The sequence below is a fragment of the Ruegeria sp. YTSA219 genome (assembly GCF_059609985.1).
This window is the reverse complement of record NZ_JBXWMT010000002.1, coordinates 24474-40014: the sequence shown is the minus strand read 5'-3', so window position 1 is coordinate 40014 and position 15541 is coordinate 24474. Positions and strand designations below refer to the sequence as shown.

Below are 15541 nucleotides of genomic sequence, written 5' to 3'. Positions count from 1 at the left end.
TCCCCCGCACACAAATCCTAGGCCTATGGATCGTATGCCAAACGCCATTCAGCGTCCACGCGATGGAAAATAAACGGGCGAGGTCTTGCCGAAGCACGGAACTTAGCGGGGGATAAGGGTGGTCACTCCGACGGCGGCTGCATGTGCCAGGTCAAGGTCCAGGGACATCGGGATGTATTCACCCCGACGCCAAAGCTGGGCCTGATCGTCATAGTAGCGTGACAGGAAGTGACCCGACTGGCCCGTAGCCGTGATAAAGACCGAGCTGTCGGGATCCGCAAAATCATATACGCCGCGATAGCCTGCACCGTGCACGTTCTGAAACGGATCATGGCCTTCGCCAGATGTTCTGCCACGCAGCAGGGTGTTGTCGCCACCACTGGTGGACTGTCGGATATTCACAAAGAATCGCAGCACCGGAACCGATCCCAGAACCGGGTGGTCATGCGTCGCCTGATGCGCGTCACCCCAGCGTAGAGATTCCAGTGATCCTCCGTATTTTTCGGAAATCCAGATCAGCGCATCGTCCAGTGCCATGCGCGCCATATCGGTGCAGGTCTCTGTCGGCGCGCTCTGACGCACATTACACCAGGCCGAAGCTCCGTCGATGTCGCGATAGACACGTTCGATGAACAGTGGTTCGACATGTTTGTATTCAGCCGCCAGGGGGCCAAGCTCATCTGCGATCAACCGGATTTGCAGCGCCCGAACCCAAGCAGCATAGATCAGGGGTTCTGGCAGGTGTTCATTCATCTCGCCATTCCACTCGGCCAAAAGGTTCAGCGCGATCTGGCGCTGGCGTTCCTGGGTGCCTTCGGGGGCAGAGGCGCCGGTGTACCACAGATCAGCCCCGATCAGCGGAAGCAGAGAGCGCGCGGTAAAGCTGACCGTGTCCAGCTGTGCCTCGATAAAGCTGTCGCGCGTGTGTACCTCGCGCGATTGCATCAGCCGTTCCCAGCGATGGATGCGCTGCGTATCCCCCCATTCAAATGAGACATGTTCGGGAAATGGCCGGTCGATGATCTTGTTGTTTGTGTTGCCCAGAATGCCGCCCGCAGGTGCGACGAATTCGGGGTTGTCAGCATAGGGCAGGCGGCCTTGCCACCGGTTTTCGGCCAGCCAGCCAGGCGTCGGAATACGCCCCCGGCTTTGGTTCTTTGCGGCACGGTGCGGCATTGCACCGATCAGCTTCATGCCGATCGTGTCCTTGTCGACCAATGACAGGTTCTGAGATGGCGCCATGAACAGCTCGGCTGCGGTGATTGCTTGTCGGACAGTGTCCGCATTCATCAGCGCCATTGAGGCTGACATGGAAGTGTCCCGTGCGCTCAGGGCTGTCCAGGACAGCGAGGCGACATGACCCGGCGGCGTGATCGTCCCAAGATCGTAATGGGTGCCCGGCAGAACCGGTCCGTTCTCGGTCCAACGCAGGGTCAGAGTGATTGGGGCTTCGTCTTTGATCTCGATGATCGAAGGGCGGCTGCGAAAGGTCTTGTATCCTTCGGGGGTCAGGTATTCCTCGGGGTTTTCTGGGTTCAACTGCTCGATATGGATGTCCTGATCATCCAGATAGGATGAGGTCAAACCCCAGCCCAGCCGATCACTGCGTCCGGTCATCACCGCCGGGATGCCGGGGATCGTGGCACCGATCACGCCGCCTTTGGCCAGTTCCAGACGGGCCAGATACCAGATGCCCGGCGCTGTGAAACCCAAATGCGGATCATTGGCCAGAAGCGTCCCTCCGCTGGCAGATCTTGTGGGGGCGGCAGACCATGCGTTCGATGCTCCGGCCAATCCGCGCTTTGGAAAGGGCGAGATGGGCGTGTCCGGCATCGACGATCCGGCCGCATATCTGGGCAGGTTAGGAAACAGGGCGGCGTATTCGGGCAGAGCGGCGATTCCCGGCCCGGGAACATCAGGCAGAATATCCGCCAGTCGGGTCTGGTCATCCAGCATAAGCGATGTGCGCGCGCGCAGCACTTCATCCTCAAGATGGCCAGAAAGTTGCAGGCTCATGAGTTTGATGACGGCCAGGCTGTCGCCCGGTTGCCAGGGCGATACAGGCGCATTGAACAAAAACATCTCTGGCGCACCACGGCCCAATGCGTTTTCGTTAATCTCGGCCAGTCGTGCATTCACCCCGGCAGCATAAGCGCGCAGGGCCTCTTTGGTATAGTCGTCCTGGGCTTGTACCGACCGGTGTGCAAGCCCGTACAGATCAAACCGCCGCAACAGCTTGTCGATATGAACAGTGCGAGCGCCAAAGACTTCGGACAATCGGCCCTGCGCTGTCCGGCGCAGAACAGTCATCTGCCAGAGGCGATCCTGTGCATGGGCATAGCCAAGCCCAAAGAAGACATCCGGGTCTGATGCGCCCAGAATATGGGGAACATTCGCTGTATCCCTGACAACCTCAACCGGCGCAGTCAGGCCATCAACTTTAACGGTCTGATCGTAGTCCGGCAGGGACTGGCTGGCCAGAAAATACACCAGCAACACAGCCGCCAATGTCAGCAGAACAAGACCCGAGGCGATACGCACAAGCCAGCGAAAGACAATTCCCATCAGCGGTCACATTTCCGTTCACTCTATGATTGCGCAGACACTAGAGGATGGCCGCACGGATCGAAAGAGGAACCGCATGAGAACATGCGTGTTTACCGCGGTTTGAATGAAAAATCCCGCTTCGGGCGTGATGCCGAAAGCGGGGTGTCTTGAGGGGGGAGGGTAGTCCGGTATCAGGGAATGATGCGGGTGTATTTCGTGCCTTCGACCGTCGCGCCGAACTTTAGCCCTGCCTGTCCGAAGACCGCCGCCAGAACCGGCGAACGCAGGGTGGTGGTGTCGGTCGACAGAGAGTCGCCCGTCGCATCGACCACGTAGCCGACTTCGGCCCCGGCGGTCCATCCGCTGGAACGGCGGAAATCGTTCAACGCGTCCTGTGTCATGAAGAACAGGACATGCGCATATTGCTGGGCACCGATTTGCAGGCCGGCGGTTCCCGAAATTGCGGAATAGTAATCAACTGTCGCGCCCTGAATGCGTAGCGCGCCTGTGCCGTAGGCACCGCCAAAGACGATTAGTCCGGCATCGGTTATCAGAGGCATGACCAGCATGCCGTTGGCCTTGTTCGCGATTTCGAGCGTGTTGGGGTAGGTGGCGTACATCTGGTTCAATGTCGCATCCACACGGGCGTCAATCGTCGCTGCGTTGGAACTGCCGACGCCATTGCCGCAAGCGGCGGTCACTGACAGACCGGCCATGCCAAAAGCAAAGCCACGACGGCTTAATCGAGTAGGTTTGGAACTGCTCATGTTTTTTATCTCTGTATAAATGCCTGATTGTCGGGTGCTCCCGATCTTGTCCGCAAGAATACGCCGATTGTCGCCTCGTGTCACGGGAAAGCTGCCCAGTGACCAAAGATAGTCGGCGAAAAATCGCGGAAACGCGGGGGATTAGCCCTGCAGGATCCGGGCGGCCTGAGGCGCGAAATAGGTCAGTATCCCGTCGCAGCCCGCGCGTTTGAACGCCAGCAGACTTTCGAGCATGACCTTCTCTCCGTCGATCCAGCCATTCTGCGCCGCGGCCTGTATCATCGCGTATTCACCCGAGACCTGATAGGCATAGGTCGGCGCGCCAAACGTGTCCTTGACCCGGCGGCAGATGTCCAAATAGGGCATGCCGGGTTTGATCATGACCATGTCTGCGCCTTCGGTCAGGTCACGCTCGATCATGCGCAGCGCCTCGTCCGAGTTTCCGGGGTCCATCTGATAGGTCTTCTTGTCCCCGGTCAGCGCGCCCGAGGCGCCCACTGCATCTCGGAACGGTCCGTAGAACGCACTCGCATATTTGGCCGCATAGCTGAGGATCATCACGTTGTGATGGTCTGCGCCTTCCAGGGCGCGCCGCATTTCACCGATCCGGCCATCCATCATATCTGACGGTCCGATGATGTCGGCGCCCGCATCTGCTTGCGCCAGCGTCATCTTTACCAGCGCCTCGATCGTTTGATCGTTTATGATCTCACCATCGACCACATATCCGTCATGGCCGTTGATATTGTATGGGTCCAGCGCCACGTCCGTCATCACCGCGATATTAGGTGCGGCTTTCTTGATGGCGCGAATGGCTCGGTTGGACAGGTTATCGGGGTTCCACGCTTCGGCGCAATCTTCGGTCTTTAGGGAGGCGTCGGTGTAGGGAAAGATGCAGATTGCCGGGATACCCAGGGCCTGCGCTTCGACCGCAGCCTGTGCGATCAGATCGACCGAGCGGCGCATGACACCAGGCATCGAGGGGACAGGCTCTTCAATACCTTCGCCGTCTCGGACGAAAACCGGCCAGATCAGATCATCGGTGGTCAGTGTATTCTCGCGGACCAGCGCCCGCACCGCCTGTGATTGGCGTGTTCGACGAAAACGGGCCAGAGGATAGGGGGCAATGGTCGGTTTCATGACGCGCTCTCCTTGTAAATTCCAGCATTGGGTGGCATGAATTCCGTGTAGTCTCAAGGGTAACGATGGACGCGTCTTTGCGAAGAAGGTCCCTGAAGACGGAAATTAAGGGCTGACGCGTGGACTTATACTCTTCGATTTTTGAACTCATCGACATGCGCAGCTTTTCGAATCTCTGGTATTGGATCGGGCTTGCGGTGTTGTGGTCATCGGCCAGCCACTGGGCCATGGGCGTGCCGTATGACCTTGTTGTGCGCGCAAGACGGGTAGGCGGGCAATCGGAACAGGATTTGATGGATATCGTCCGCATTAACGGAAACCGATTGCTCTATATATTGGATGTATCCGGCCTCGCGATATTAGCGTTTAGTTGTTTTTTGTTCACGGGTCTCGCCACTTTGGGGTTCTATTACGGTGTCGAATTCGCGCAGGCCGTGTTTTTGTTGCTGTTTCCGATTTGTCTTGTCGTGCTGATCAATGTATCAGCCGCGCGGAAACTGCGCAGGGAAACACCCAGTCTGGAGTATATTTCCAAGATTCTTACGCGCTGCCGGATCTATACCCAGATAGTTGGTATGATTTCGATCTTGATCACTTCGCTTTGGGGCATGTACCAGAATTTTTCCATCGGCGTCCCGGGTTGGTAAAATCAGAAAGGCTTGGCGATGACGGGTCCGAACCAAGTAATCGTTGGCGGCGCCCCCGAAGGGTTTGACGCGCAGCTTGTCCTGAATGAGCTGGCGCGCTCTGGCGGGCCGGTGTGCCATGTCGCGCGTGATGACAAACGGCTTGAGGCGATGCGCGCGGCGCTTGCCTTTTTTGCGCCTGACATGCCGGTATTTGTGTTCCCAGGTTGGGATTGTCTGCCATATGATCGGGTATCGCCCAATGCGGATATCTCGGCAGCGCGTGTGGCCACCCTTGCCGCACTTGTGCACCAGATGCCGCAGCAATACGTGCTGTTGACAACTCTGAACGCCGCAACCCAACGCGTGCCCGCCCGTGCAGTGCTGCGAGAGGCGGCGTTTACCGCCCGTGTCGATCACCGCATTGATGAAACCGCGTTGCGGAATTTCCTTGTGCGCATGGGCTTCACGCAAAGCCCCACGGTGATGGAGCCCGGCGACTATGCCGTTCGAGGGGGCATCATCGACATTTTCCCGCCCGGCGAATCCGGGCCGGTGCGGCTGGACCTGTTCGGGGATGTTCTGGATGGAGCACGTCGGTTTGATCCGGTGTCGCAACGTACGACCGAAAAGCTGGCTGTTGTGGAGCTGGCGCCAGTGTCCGAGGTCATTCTAGATGACGCCGCCATCACCCGGTTTCGGCAGAATTATCGCATCGAGTTTGGTGCGGCGGGCACCGATGATCCCCTGTACGAGGCCGTCAGCGCAGGCCGCAAGCATCAAGGCATCGAGCATTGGTTGCCGTTCTTTCACGAAAAGCTTGAAACGCTGTTTGATTATCTGCCTGGTGCCACAATCTCGCTGGATGATCAGGTCACGCCTGCCCGTTTGGCACGTTGGGAAACCATTGCCGATCAATACGAAACGCGGCGGCTCGCACTGGAGAACCGGTCGCGCATGGACACGGTGTATAAACCGACACCACCGGGCCTACTGTATCTAGATGACACTGCTTGGGAACAAGCTGTCGGCGATAGGCGCGTTCTGCAATTCAATGCATTGCCTCAGGCCCTTGGGCCCGGGGTGATCGATGCTGGTGGTCGGATCGGGCGCAACTTTGCCCCGGAACGCCAGCAGGAAAGCATCAGCTTGTTCGGAGCACTGGCCAGCCATATCACCGACAAAATGGCCAAGGGGCCGGTTCTGATTGCCTCTTATTCCGAAGGGGCCCGCGAACGTCTGACTGGGCTGATCGAGGATGAAGGCCTTGCCGAGGCGATCCCCGTGCCCGACGGTACGCGCATCGGCAAACGCGGGCTACATCTGGCCGTCTGGGCGCTGGAGCACGGGTTCGAAACGCCCGACCTGACCGTGATCGCCGAACAGGATGTGTTGGGCGACCGGCTGATCCGGCAGCCCAAAAAGCGCCGCAAGGCCGAGAATTTCCTGACCGAAACCCAATCCCTTAGCCCGGGTGATTTGGTGGTTCATGTGGATCACGGCATCGGGCGCTATCTGGGGATGGAGGTCGTGACGGCGGCCGGTGCCGCCCATGAATGTCTGCTGCTGGAATACGCAGAACAATCCAAACTGTACCTGCCGGTCGAAAATATCGAACTGCTGTCGCGATACGGTCATGATGAGGGTCTGCTGGACAGATTGGGCGGCGGCGCGTGGCAGGCCAAGAAGGCCAAGCTGAAAGAGCGCATTCGCGAGATGGCGGATAAGCTGATCCGCATCGCTGCCGAACGGGCCTTGCGCAAGGCCCCGATCATGGACCCGCCTCCGCACGCGTGGGAGGAGTTCAGTGCGCGCTTTCCCTATCAGGAAACTGACGATCAGCTGCGCGCAATCGGTGAGGTCATGGAAGACATGCATTCTGGCGCGCCGATGGATCGTCTGATTTGTGGCGACGTGGGCTTTGGCAAGACCGAGGTCGCAATGCGTGCCGCTTTCGTTGCCGCAATGTCGGGCGTGCAAGTGGCGGTGATCGCACCGACAACGCTGTTGGCGCGTCAGCACGCGGCCAGCTTCAAGGATCGCTTCCGGGGCTTCCCGCTTGAGGTGCGGCAGCTGTCCCGCTTCATCTCGGCCAAAGAGGCGCAACAGACCCGTGACGGGTTGGCGCGCGGCACGGTGGATATTGTGATCGGCACCCATGCCTTGCTTGCAAAAGGGATTCGGTTCAACAATCTGGGTCTGCTGATCATCGACGAGGAACAGCATTTCGGTGTTGGCCACAAGGAGCGTCTGAAACAGCTGCGTAGCGATATCCACGTCCTGACCCTGACCGCGACGCCGATTCCACGAACGCTGCAACTGTCCCTGACCGGCGTGCGTGACCTGTCGATCATCGGCACACCTCCCATCGACCGGCTGGCGATCCGCACCTATGTCAGTGAGTTCGACGCGGTCACGATCCGCGAAGCCCTGCTGCGTGAACATTACCGTGGTGGGCAGAGTTTCTATGTCGTCCCGCGCATCTCGGACCTACCCGAGATAGAGGAATTCCTGAAAGAGCAACTGCCCGAGCTGACTTATATGGTGGCGCATGGGCAGATGGCGGCGGGGGAACTCGACGATCGGATGAATGCGTTCTACGACGGGAAATACGATGTCTTGCTGGCCACCACGATTGTGGAAAGCGGGCTGGATATCCCGACTGCAAATACGATGGTTGTGCACCGGGCGGATATGTTCGGGCTGGCGCAGCTCTATCAGATCCGCGGCAGGGTCGGGCGGTCGAAAACCCGCGCCTATGCCTATCTGACAACAAAACCACGCGCCCGTCTGACTGCCACGGCTGAAAAACGCCTGCGCGTTCTGGGCTCGCTCGACACGCTGGGGGCGGGGTTCACGTTGGCGTCTCAGGACCTTGATATTCGAGGGGCGGGTAACCTGTTGGGCGAGGAACAGTCGGGCCAAATGCGCGATGTGGGTTATGAACTCTACCAGTCGATGCTGGAAGAGGCGATTGCCAAGATCAAAGCCGGTGAGATGGAAGGCCTGTCGGATGCAGATGACCAATGGGCGCCGCAGATCAATCTTGGCGTCCCTGTCCTGATCCCAGAGGATTATGTGCCCGATCTGGATGTCCGCCTGGGCCTGTATCGCCGTTTGTCGTCGCTGTCGACCAAGGTGGAATTGGAAGGCTTCGCCGCTGAATTGATCGACCGCTTTGGCACGCTGCCGAAAGAGGTCAACACCCTGATGCTGGTCGTGCGCATCAAGGCGATGTGCAAACGGGCGGGGATTGCAAAGCTAGATGGCGGGCCCAAAGGCGCGACGATCCAGTTTCACAACGACAAATTTGCCTCGCCTCAGGGGCTGGTCGAGTTCATCCAGAACCAGCGCGGGTTGGCCAAGGTCAAGGATAACAAGATCGTCGTGCGCCGCGATTGGAAGAAGGATAGCGACAAGATCAAGGGGGCATTTGCCATCGCCCGCGATCTGGCGGAAAAACTTGTGGCCGAAAAGAAAAAGGCCAAAGCCTAGTCACCGCTGACAAAGGTGCACAACTGCCATTCGCCAGTTTCGGATTTTGCCAATGCTGCCCGGTAACCAGTCATGGGCCACAGGAAATCGCTGTGCATATAGCCCTGACCCCCATCAGTCAGCAGAACCCTCTGGTATTGCGCGATGGGGGAGAAGTCGCGGATGATGACAACCTCATAGCTGATGAGGTCCAGTATCGCCGCACCTCGGTTCGGTGCCCTGCGCAGAGTTACATCCTGAGCGGTCACAAAATAGGCCAACGCCGGATCCAGCGAAGCGGGTAGGGTGAGCTGCCATTGGTGGGGCATCCAGAACTCGCCGTCTTCGTTGAAATAGCCGGGCTGAGACAGGGTGTTTTCCAGATCGGACCAATAGGTTTCAACGTCCTTATCCCTTTCATAATCTTGTTCGGACGTGGCAGGGCCTGGGGTAAGATATTCGCGCAGCTCGTTCGGGCCGCCATCGCCGCCGTGGCTCAGGTAGATGTCCGGGCAGGCAACGGACAGCAGGCCGTCGACGTCGTGCGCCGCTACCATGTTCAGCAGCTCGCTGCGGAATTCGGTAAGGGTTGAATCCCGCTCAGCTTCGTCGACCGGCGGAAAGGATTGTCGATCCGCCAGCGCCGGGCTGCAGAGCAAAGCGAATAGCAGGGCGTATCTCATTCGGCGGCCCTCATGGCGGCTTGGGCACAGAAACAGGACGCCCCAACAGCCCGGTCCGCACGGGCCAGAGCCAGATCGAGCCGTTGTTTGATCTGCACGATCTCAACCGTCTCACCGCGCGCCTTCAGGCAGTCATGCAGGCCCTTGAGGCTCCAGACATTGTCAGGATGGACAGAGGCACGGCTGAGCGTACCGCCCAACCCCAAATCCTCGCGGTATATGGCCTCGGCTTCGGCGGTATGCCCTTGTTCGAACAGCAATGCACCCAACGCGTGACGAGTGGGCTGCATCCATCCCCATGGCTCGTCATAGGGCAAGGTGTCGTCCAGTTCGACCGAGCGGCGCAGATGGGCGTAGGCCGCATCGTAGTTTTCCATGCGATACTCGATTTCGCCACGCAGCATTTCGCGGGCAATGTCCAGCAGGTCGATCACGCTGTTATTGTGCAGCAATCGCGTTTCTGGCACGCGGGCCTTGGCAGCGAGGAACAACTGCTCTTCGGCTTCGGCTTCGCTGACCTGCCCAGTGGCGGCAAAAGCAATGGCCCGGGCATAATGCGTGGTTGCCGTGAGAGTGCAGTACAGATCGGGGTCCGAGGGCAGCTCAAGCGCCATTGCCTCTTCCCAACGGCCAAACCGGATGAGGATATGCGGCCCCATTGACATGTAACTTTCGAAGAAATCCGCCATGGGGGGGCTTTCTATGCGCAGCATGTCTTCGGGTGTGGTGTCCCACAATCCCTGATTGGCCCGCAGAGCCGGTTCCATCTGTCCCAGAAATAGGGCGCCATATATGACAAAATGATAATTGTGCTGGCGGTAGCCGGTGTAGATGTTGAACGCGCCTTCGCGTTCGTAATATTTCAGGTCGGCCTCAACGGCTTTTTGGTTCCAGTGGACGACGTTCTGATAGTGGCCGCACAGCACATCGATATGGGTGGGCATATGCACCAAATGGCCCGCATCGGGAACCAGCGTCCGCAGAACATCCCCCGCTTTCAGCGCTTTTTCCGGGGTCGGAGACATCTCCATCAGGTGGACATAAAGATGCAGTAACCCGGGATGAGACATCGCTGCTGGATCATCAGCCATCGCCTCCTCCAGCGTTTTTTGCGCCTCGACCGTGGCGGCCCCTTCGGCGGGCTGGCCGGTCGTCAAATCCCACATTTGCCAGGGGGTGAGATTCAAAAGCGCTTCGACATAGATCGTGCGCAGGTCCAGATGAGCGGGCTGCGATGCAAACGCTGCGCGCATGGCTTCGGCAAAATCGTGATCCCAGTTGTGCATGTCGTCAATGGCTTCGCGCTGGGGATAGCGGGCGGGAAGCGCGCGGATCAGCGCTCGTTCAACCGGCGTACATTCGCCCGCAAGAGACATGGCCAGCTGCGTCGCATCATAGGCCAGCGCCAGCGCCTTTTGCCGGCCCGCGTCATCGTGCAGGTCCCAGGGCATGTTGTAATTCGGCCCCGCCGCATAGGCGACGCCCCAATGGGCCATGGCGCAGTTCGGGTCATGCTCTAGCGCGCGCTGAAAACAGACGACGGCCTCTTCGTGGTTATAGCCATAGGTCCAGACCAGCCCCCGGTCGAACCACAGTTGCGCATCGGGCGAAGAGGTGCTTACCGGACAGGAATGGGTGCCCAGATCGTAGTAGTCGCTCATTGAAAATCTCCCCTCGAAACAAGGGGAGGATAACGTGTTTCACGCGCTCTGCACAGATCAGGCGGGCAATCTGTCTTCTATCCGGCCCATATACAGCATCAGGCCGAACCCCATCGTGCACATAGTCAGGACACCTATTGCCAAGGGAAGGATCGATCCGTCAAACAACTGTCCCAAGGGGGCTGCCACTGCAGCGGCCAGAACGGTTGATACCGCGCCTATGACTGACGCTGCCATGCCCGCAATATGGCCCATCGGCTCCATCGCGATGGCATTCAGGTTGCCCATCGTCATACCGGCCATGAAGAACACGGCAGTCTGCCAACTGACGAAAAGCGCAAATGAGGCGCCATCAGAAAGGTCCAGACCATTCATTAACATGACAAAACATGTAAAGACGATCTGTGCGCCCAAAGTCCAGGTTACAATCCGGCGCATCCCCAATCGGATGACCAAAGTCGCGTTCAATAAACTGGCCGAGCCAGCCATCAGAGCAACGAAACCAAACCAGAATGGGAAACTGTCTGCTCTGTCGTAGATGATGTCATAAACAGGTTGTACCATCGTCAGCATGGTGAACAGCATCCCAAGGCAAAGCGTTTGCACCATGATCGAAACCCGCACAGTCGGGTGTGTAAACATCTGCCGCGCGGCATCAATCATAAGCGGCAGGCGCAGGGGACGGCGATTTTCGGGTGCCAGAGGTTCGCTCAGACGCAGGCCCATCCAAGTGATGGTGATCAAAGAGAACAACATGAACGAAGCGAAGATGCCACGCCACCCGGCCAGAGCGATCACCCCGGCACCCATCATGGGCGCGATGGCGGGAACCAGCGTAAAGATCATCATGGCAATCGAGACGATGCGGGCCATCTCGCGGCCGGAATAAAGGTCACGGATAATGGCCATGGCCACCACGCGTGGGGCCGCGCTGCCAATGCCTTGAAAGATGCGCGCAATCAACAGCATCTCAAGCGAGGAGGTGGCCCAGGCAACTGCGGCAGACAGGATATACAGCGCAGAGCCGACGTAAATTACCGGCTTGCGCCCGAATGCATCCGACAGAGGGCCGGTGAAAAAGGTGCCGATCCCCATGCCCAGCACAAATGAGGTCAGGATCAACTGCGCCTTGTTTGCATCACCTGGGCTGAGTTGCGCGCTGATCTGCGGCAGGGCGGGCAGCATCGAGTCGATAGAAAACGCGATTGTCGCAAACATCATTGCGATCAAAGCGACAAATTCTCCGCGCGGCATGCGATTACTCATGGGGCTCTCCTGACCCGTTCGCGCTATCACAGCGGATTGGGCACGGCCAGTGATCAGAATGCACAGGAGGCTGTGCTATTTTGCAGGGGAAGCCTCGATTTGAGACATGATTTCACCGATCACGCGTTCCCACATTTCCGGTGGTTGCGCGCCGGGGACAGCATGTTGGTTGGCAACGATAAAAGTCGGTACCGACGTCACACCCATCTGCCGGGAATGCGCGTCACGGTTGCTGATGTCGGAGCGGTCGGCGTCGGATTTCAGCAGCTTCATGACGACGGCAGCGTCCATCCCCTGACTGTCGGCAATATCCGCCAGAACCTCGTGGTCGCCGATATCGCGACTCTGTACAAAATAGGCCTGAAACAGGGCATCAACTATAGCGTTCTGCTTGTTTTCGATTCCGGCCCAGTGGATCAGCCGATGAGCATCCAACGTGTTCGGGGTGCGCTTCATCCCCTCAAAGTCGATGCCCAACCCTGCATTTTCGGCATGCTCGACCACCGGGGCATACGCACGGATGGCTCCGTCTTTTCCGCCGAATTTGCGCTCCAAGTATTCGCGCCGATCCATGCCTTCGACCGGCATATCGGGGTTCAGCTGAAAGGGGTGCCATTCAATGATGAATGGATGATCCGGAGTTGCAGCCAACGCTTTGTCCAGATGAGTCTTGCCAATATAGCACCAGGGGCAGATCGGGTCAGACATGATGTCGAGCTTGACGGTCTGGGTCATGTATTGGTCGCCTTGAAATAGGCCGGCAGCGCCCGGCGCAAAAGTTTGCCATTGCCGCCTGTTGGCAGCTGAGGCAGATGGATAAAGGCGCGCGGTTGCTTATAGCGCGCCAGATTTGTCTCGACATAGGCGCGCAGGGCGTCCTCGTCCAGCTTTTCCGGCCCGGTATAGAATGCCACTATGACAAAACTGTCCTGCTTGACCTCAACGGCGGCCGCGCCGACCTGCGAGATGCCGGGATATCGGGACAATGTGGCCTCGACCTCGATCGGTGAGACCCGGTAGCCGCCTGCATTCATCATATCATCGTCTCGGCCAAGATAGGTGATCTGACCATCAACTGCCATTGCACCCTGATCGCCGGTCAGAAACCACTCGCCCTGCATCCTGGCCAGCGCTTCGTCCGGCGCGTTGAGATAGGTCAGCATTAGGCCGGGGTCTGATCGGTGGATGGCGATGGTCCCTTCTTTCCCCTGTGGAACCGGCCCGTCTGGACCCAGAATTGCCACACGTCGCCCGGGTTGTGGTTGCCCCAGTGCATCGCCACGTGCCGGATAGGCTGGGCTTGAAGAGATGAAGGTCGAGCATTCGGACATTCCAAAAGCTTCATACAACTCGCGCCCGGTGATCCGTGTCCATTTCTGGTGCAGATGCCGTGAGAGTTTTTCACCAGCGCAAAGACCGTGCCTCAGATCGGGAAGGTGCAGATCGTTTGCTTCGTTCAAAATTTTCCGAAACACGCCAGGAGCTGCAGCAAATATCGTGGCACGGTGATTGCGCAGCATATCGGGTAGGGTCGACAGATCGGTGCCAGGTTCCGGTATCAACGCTGTCGCGCCAATAGTCCAGGGATCCATCAGTCCTGTCCCCAACGTATAGGTCCAGTTGAACGCACCTGCATGGCACAATCGATCCGTTTCCTGCAGGCCGTACCACGCATCCACCATCATCTGCCGCGCCCAAATTGCACGATGGGCATGTGCAACGGCCCGTGGCTTGCCCGAGGTGCCAGACGTATAGACCACATAAGCCATGTCTTCGGGGTCGCCCATCCGAAACTCGGCCAGAGGTAGATCGCGCATCTCGCGCAGTTGGCTCAAAGATATCTGGTTCGGGTGATCCGCGCAGGCGATATCGGGACCGCGCAGTATGGCGGCGGGCTTCAGATCTTGGATGATCTTTGCCGTTTCTGGCTGCGTCAGCTGTGACGATGTCGGCACGGGTACAATGCCGACCGCGATTGCACCCAGATAGGTTATTGGGAAATCAACCGTGTTCCCCAAACGCATCAAGACCAGATCGCCCGGTTTCAAACCGGCCCGCAGCAGACCTGTACCGGTTGCAAGGATCGCGCGTTTCAACGCAGAAAAGCTCCAGTTCTGTGCCGACGTTGCGCCAAGTACCGACAAGGCAATCTTGTCGCCATTGCGATCTGCTTGACGCAACACATGCGCGGCCAGATTGAAGGGGGTGGGGCAGGCCTTGGGCGGGCCTTGATCGAACAGGGAAAGCATGGCGTCTGGCTAACGCGGCAACTGCTGCGTTGCAAGCGGGACAGGCTGGCCCTATAGAGTGGCGCATGAGAACCAAAGAGCAGACATCTCTGATCCGAATTGCCCGAAACTCGGGCGAGCATACAGAGGTCGAACCGCTGGACCTTGGCGTCCGTGTGCGTGAATTGCGCAAGGCGCGTAACTGGACTTTGGAACAAGCGGCCAATCAGGCGGGATTGGCGCGTTCAACGCTCAGCAAAATCGAAAACGGGCAGATGTCGCCTACATATGATGCGCTGAAGAAGCTGGCGATCGGGCTGGAAATCTCTGTTCCGCAGCTGTTCACGCCGCCACAGCGCGAGCAGGTGATCGGGCGTATGGCCGTGACCCGGATGGGGCAAGGTACCAGCCACGCAACCACAACATACGAGCACGAACTGCTGGCTGAGACGCTTACGAAAAAGCAGATGCTGCCCTATCGCGCCCGTGTACGTGCCCGGTCGATGGATGAGTTCGACGGGTGGGTCCGCCACGATGGCGAAGAATTCCTGTACGTGCTGACGGGTGTTGTTCGCCTGTATACCGAGTTCTACGAACCCGTCGAAATGCGCCGCGGTGACAGCGCCTATTACGACGGCAGCATGGGGCATAATGTCGTTTCGGTCAGTGAAGAAGACGCGATGATCCTGTGGGTGACGTCACTTACCTAGATGTTTGGTGACTTCACGGGTTAGCGCTTCGGTGAACAGGAAATCCTCAAGCTCTTCATGTGCCTCGTTCACCGTCAGATGATGGCGTTCGGCCAGATAAGCCTCGAATTGCGCACGGTCGCGCCCGACCGCATCCATGTCTCGGTCGCGCAAATTGGGAAACCGCCGTTTTGCACGGGCGTACATTTCATTCCAATCTTGCGTCAGATCGTTCCACTTAAACATCAATTGGGCTTTCTGTTTGTCTGGCTACAGATCTGCTCGGCCCTGAATTCAGGGTACGAATGGTGTTTGCAGGTAGGGCTATGGCAAAATGTCGCACCTTGAGCGTGCGAAGTTTAAATCAGTTAGGCCCGCCACAGGAAATCTGAGACGGGCCTACGGACCAAATAGTTTTGAGTGAGTGGAGGCTGGTCCGAAAATACTGTTCCTGATGTTG

The 15541-nt window shown here is 58.3% G+C and carries 12 protein-coding genes; 3 read left to right on the top strand and 9 right to left on the bottom strand.

Translation table 11 applies throughout. The annotated features are described in order from the left end of the window. Positions 1–102: 102 nt before the first annotated feature. The 3 genes from AC2FFB_RS03205 to hemB form a co-directional block, all read right to left on the bottom strand. The gene (locus tag AC2FFB_RS03205; RefSeq protein WP_496874493.1) at positions 103–2565 is read right to left on the bottom strand and encodes a penicillin acylase family protein; all 2463 of its coding nucleotides are present in this window, start codon (positions 2563–2565) and stop codon (positions 103–105) included. 173 nt (positions 2566–2738) lie between these two features. Next, on the bottom strand, positions 2739–3314 hold the full coding sequence (locus AC2FFB_RS03200; protein WP_142633534.1) for a lipid-binding SYLF domain-containing protein: 576 nt from the start codon (positions 3312–3314) through the stop codon (positions 2739–2741). Between the two features lie 141 nt (positions 3315–3455). Further along, complete coding sequence (gene hemB, locus AC2FFB_RS03195; RefSeq protein WP_281972015.1) at positions 3456–4454, bottom strand: porphobilinogen synthase; 999 nt, start codon at positions 4452–4454, stop codon at positions 3456–3458. A gap of 119 nt (positions 4455–4573) precedes the next feature. On the opposite strand from hemB, the gene AC2FFB_RS03190 reads away from it, so the two are divergent. Further along, positions 4574–5101 (top strand): component of SufBCD complex, encoded by a 528-nt coding sequence (locus tag AC2FFB_RS03190; RefSeq protein ID WP_142633539.1) that lies wholly within the window; start codon positions 4574–4576, stop codon positions 5099–5101. Between the two features lie 18 nt (positions 5102–5119). Next, positions 5120–8575, top strand: coding sequence for a transcription-repair coupling factor (gene mfd, locus AC2FFB_RS03185; protein WP_496874492.1), 3456 nt, complete (start codon positions 5120–5122; stop codon positions 8573–8575). Here the strand turns inward: mfd and AC2FFB_RS03180 are convergent. From AC2FFB_RS03180 to AC2FFB_RS03160, 5 genes are all read right to left on the bottom strand, one after another. Further along, a complete protein-coding gene (locus tag AC2FFB_RS03180; protein WP_496688259.1) occupies positions 8572–9237 on the bottom strand; it encodes an SH3 domain-containing protein in 666 nt (221 codons plus the stop codon). The genes mfd and AC2FFB_RS03180 overlap by 4 nt on opposite strands. Then, complete coding sequence (locus tag AC2FFB_RS03175) at positions 9234–10898, bottom strand: hypothetical protein (RefSeq protein ID WP_496874491.1); 1665 nt, start codon at positions 10896–10898, stop codon at positions 9234–9236. Before AC2FFB_RS03175 ends, AC2FFB_RS03180 begins: the two co-directional genes overlap by 4 nt. Before the next feature lie 57 nt (positions 10899–10955). Continuing rightward, positions 10956–12164 (bottom strand): multidrug effflux MFS transporter, encoded by a 1209-nt coding sequence (locus AC2FFB_RS03170; RefSeq protein WP_496693464.1) that lies wholly within the window; start codon positions 12162–12164, stop codon positions 10956–10958. A gap of 75 nt (positions 12165–12239) precedes the next feature. Next, positions 12240–12899, bottom strand: coding sequence for a DsbA family oxidoreductase (locus tag AC2FFB_RS03165; protein ID WP_496693465.1), 660 nt, complete (start codon positions 12897–12899; stop codon positions 12240–12242). Next, positions 12896–14413: a class I adenylate-forming enzyme family protein gene (locus AC2FFB_RS03160; RefSeq protein WP_496874490.1), complete on the bottom strand. Its 1518-nt coding sequence runs from the start codon at positions 14411–14413 to the stop codon at positions 12896–12898. The genes AC2FFB_RS03165 and AC2FFB_RS03160 overlap by 4 nt, the downstream gene beginning before the upstream one ends. Before the next feature lie 65 nt (positions 14414–14478). Here AC2FFB_RS03160 and AC2FFB_RS03155 point away from each other — a divergent pair, with 65 nt between their 5' ends. Further along, positions 14479–15102 (top strand): helix-turn-helix domain-containing protein, encoded by a 624-nt coding sequence (locus AC2FFB_RS03155; protein WP_142633550.1) that lies wholly within the window; start codon positions 14479–14481, stop codon positions 15100–15102. Here the strand turns inward: AC2FFB_RS03155 and AC2FFB_RS03150 are convergent. Beyond that, positions 15091–15327 carry a hypothetical protein gene (locus AC2FFB_RS03150; protein WP_142633552.1) on the bottom strand — a complete coding sequence of 79 codons (237 nt, stop codon included), beginning with the start codon at positions 15325–15327 and terminating at the stop codon, positions 15091–15093. The two genes, AC2FFB_RS03155 and AC2FFB_RS03150, sit on opposite strands and share 12 nt — an antisense overlap. Positions 15328–15541 lie beyond the last annotated feature (214 nt).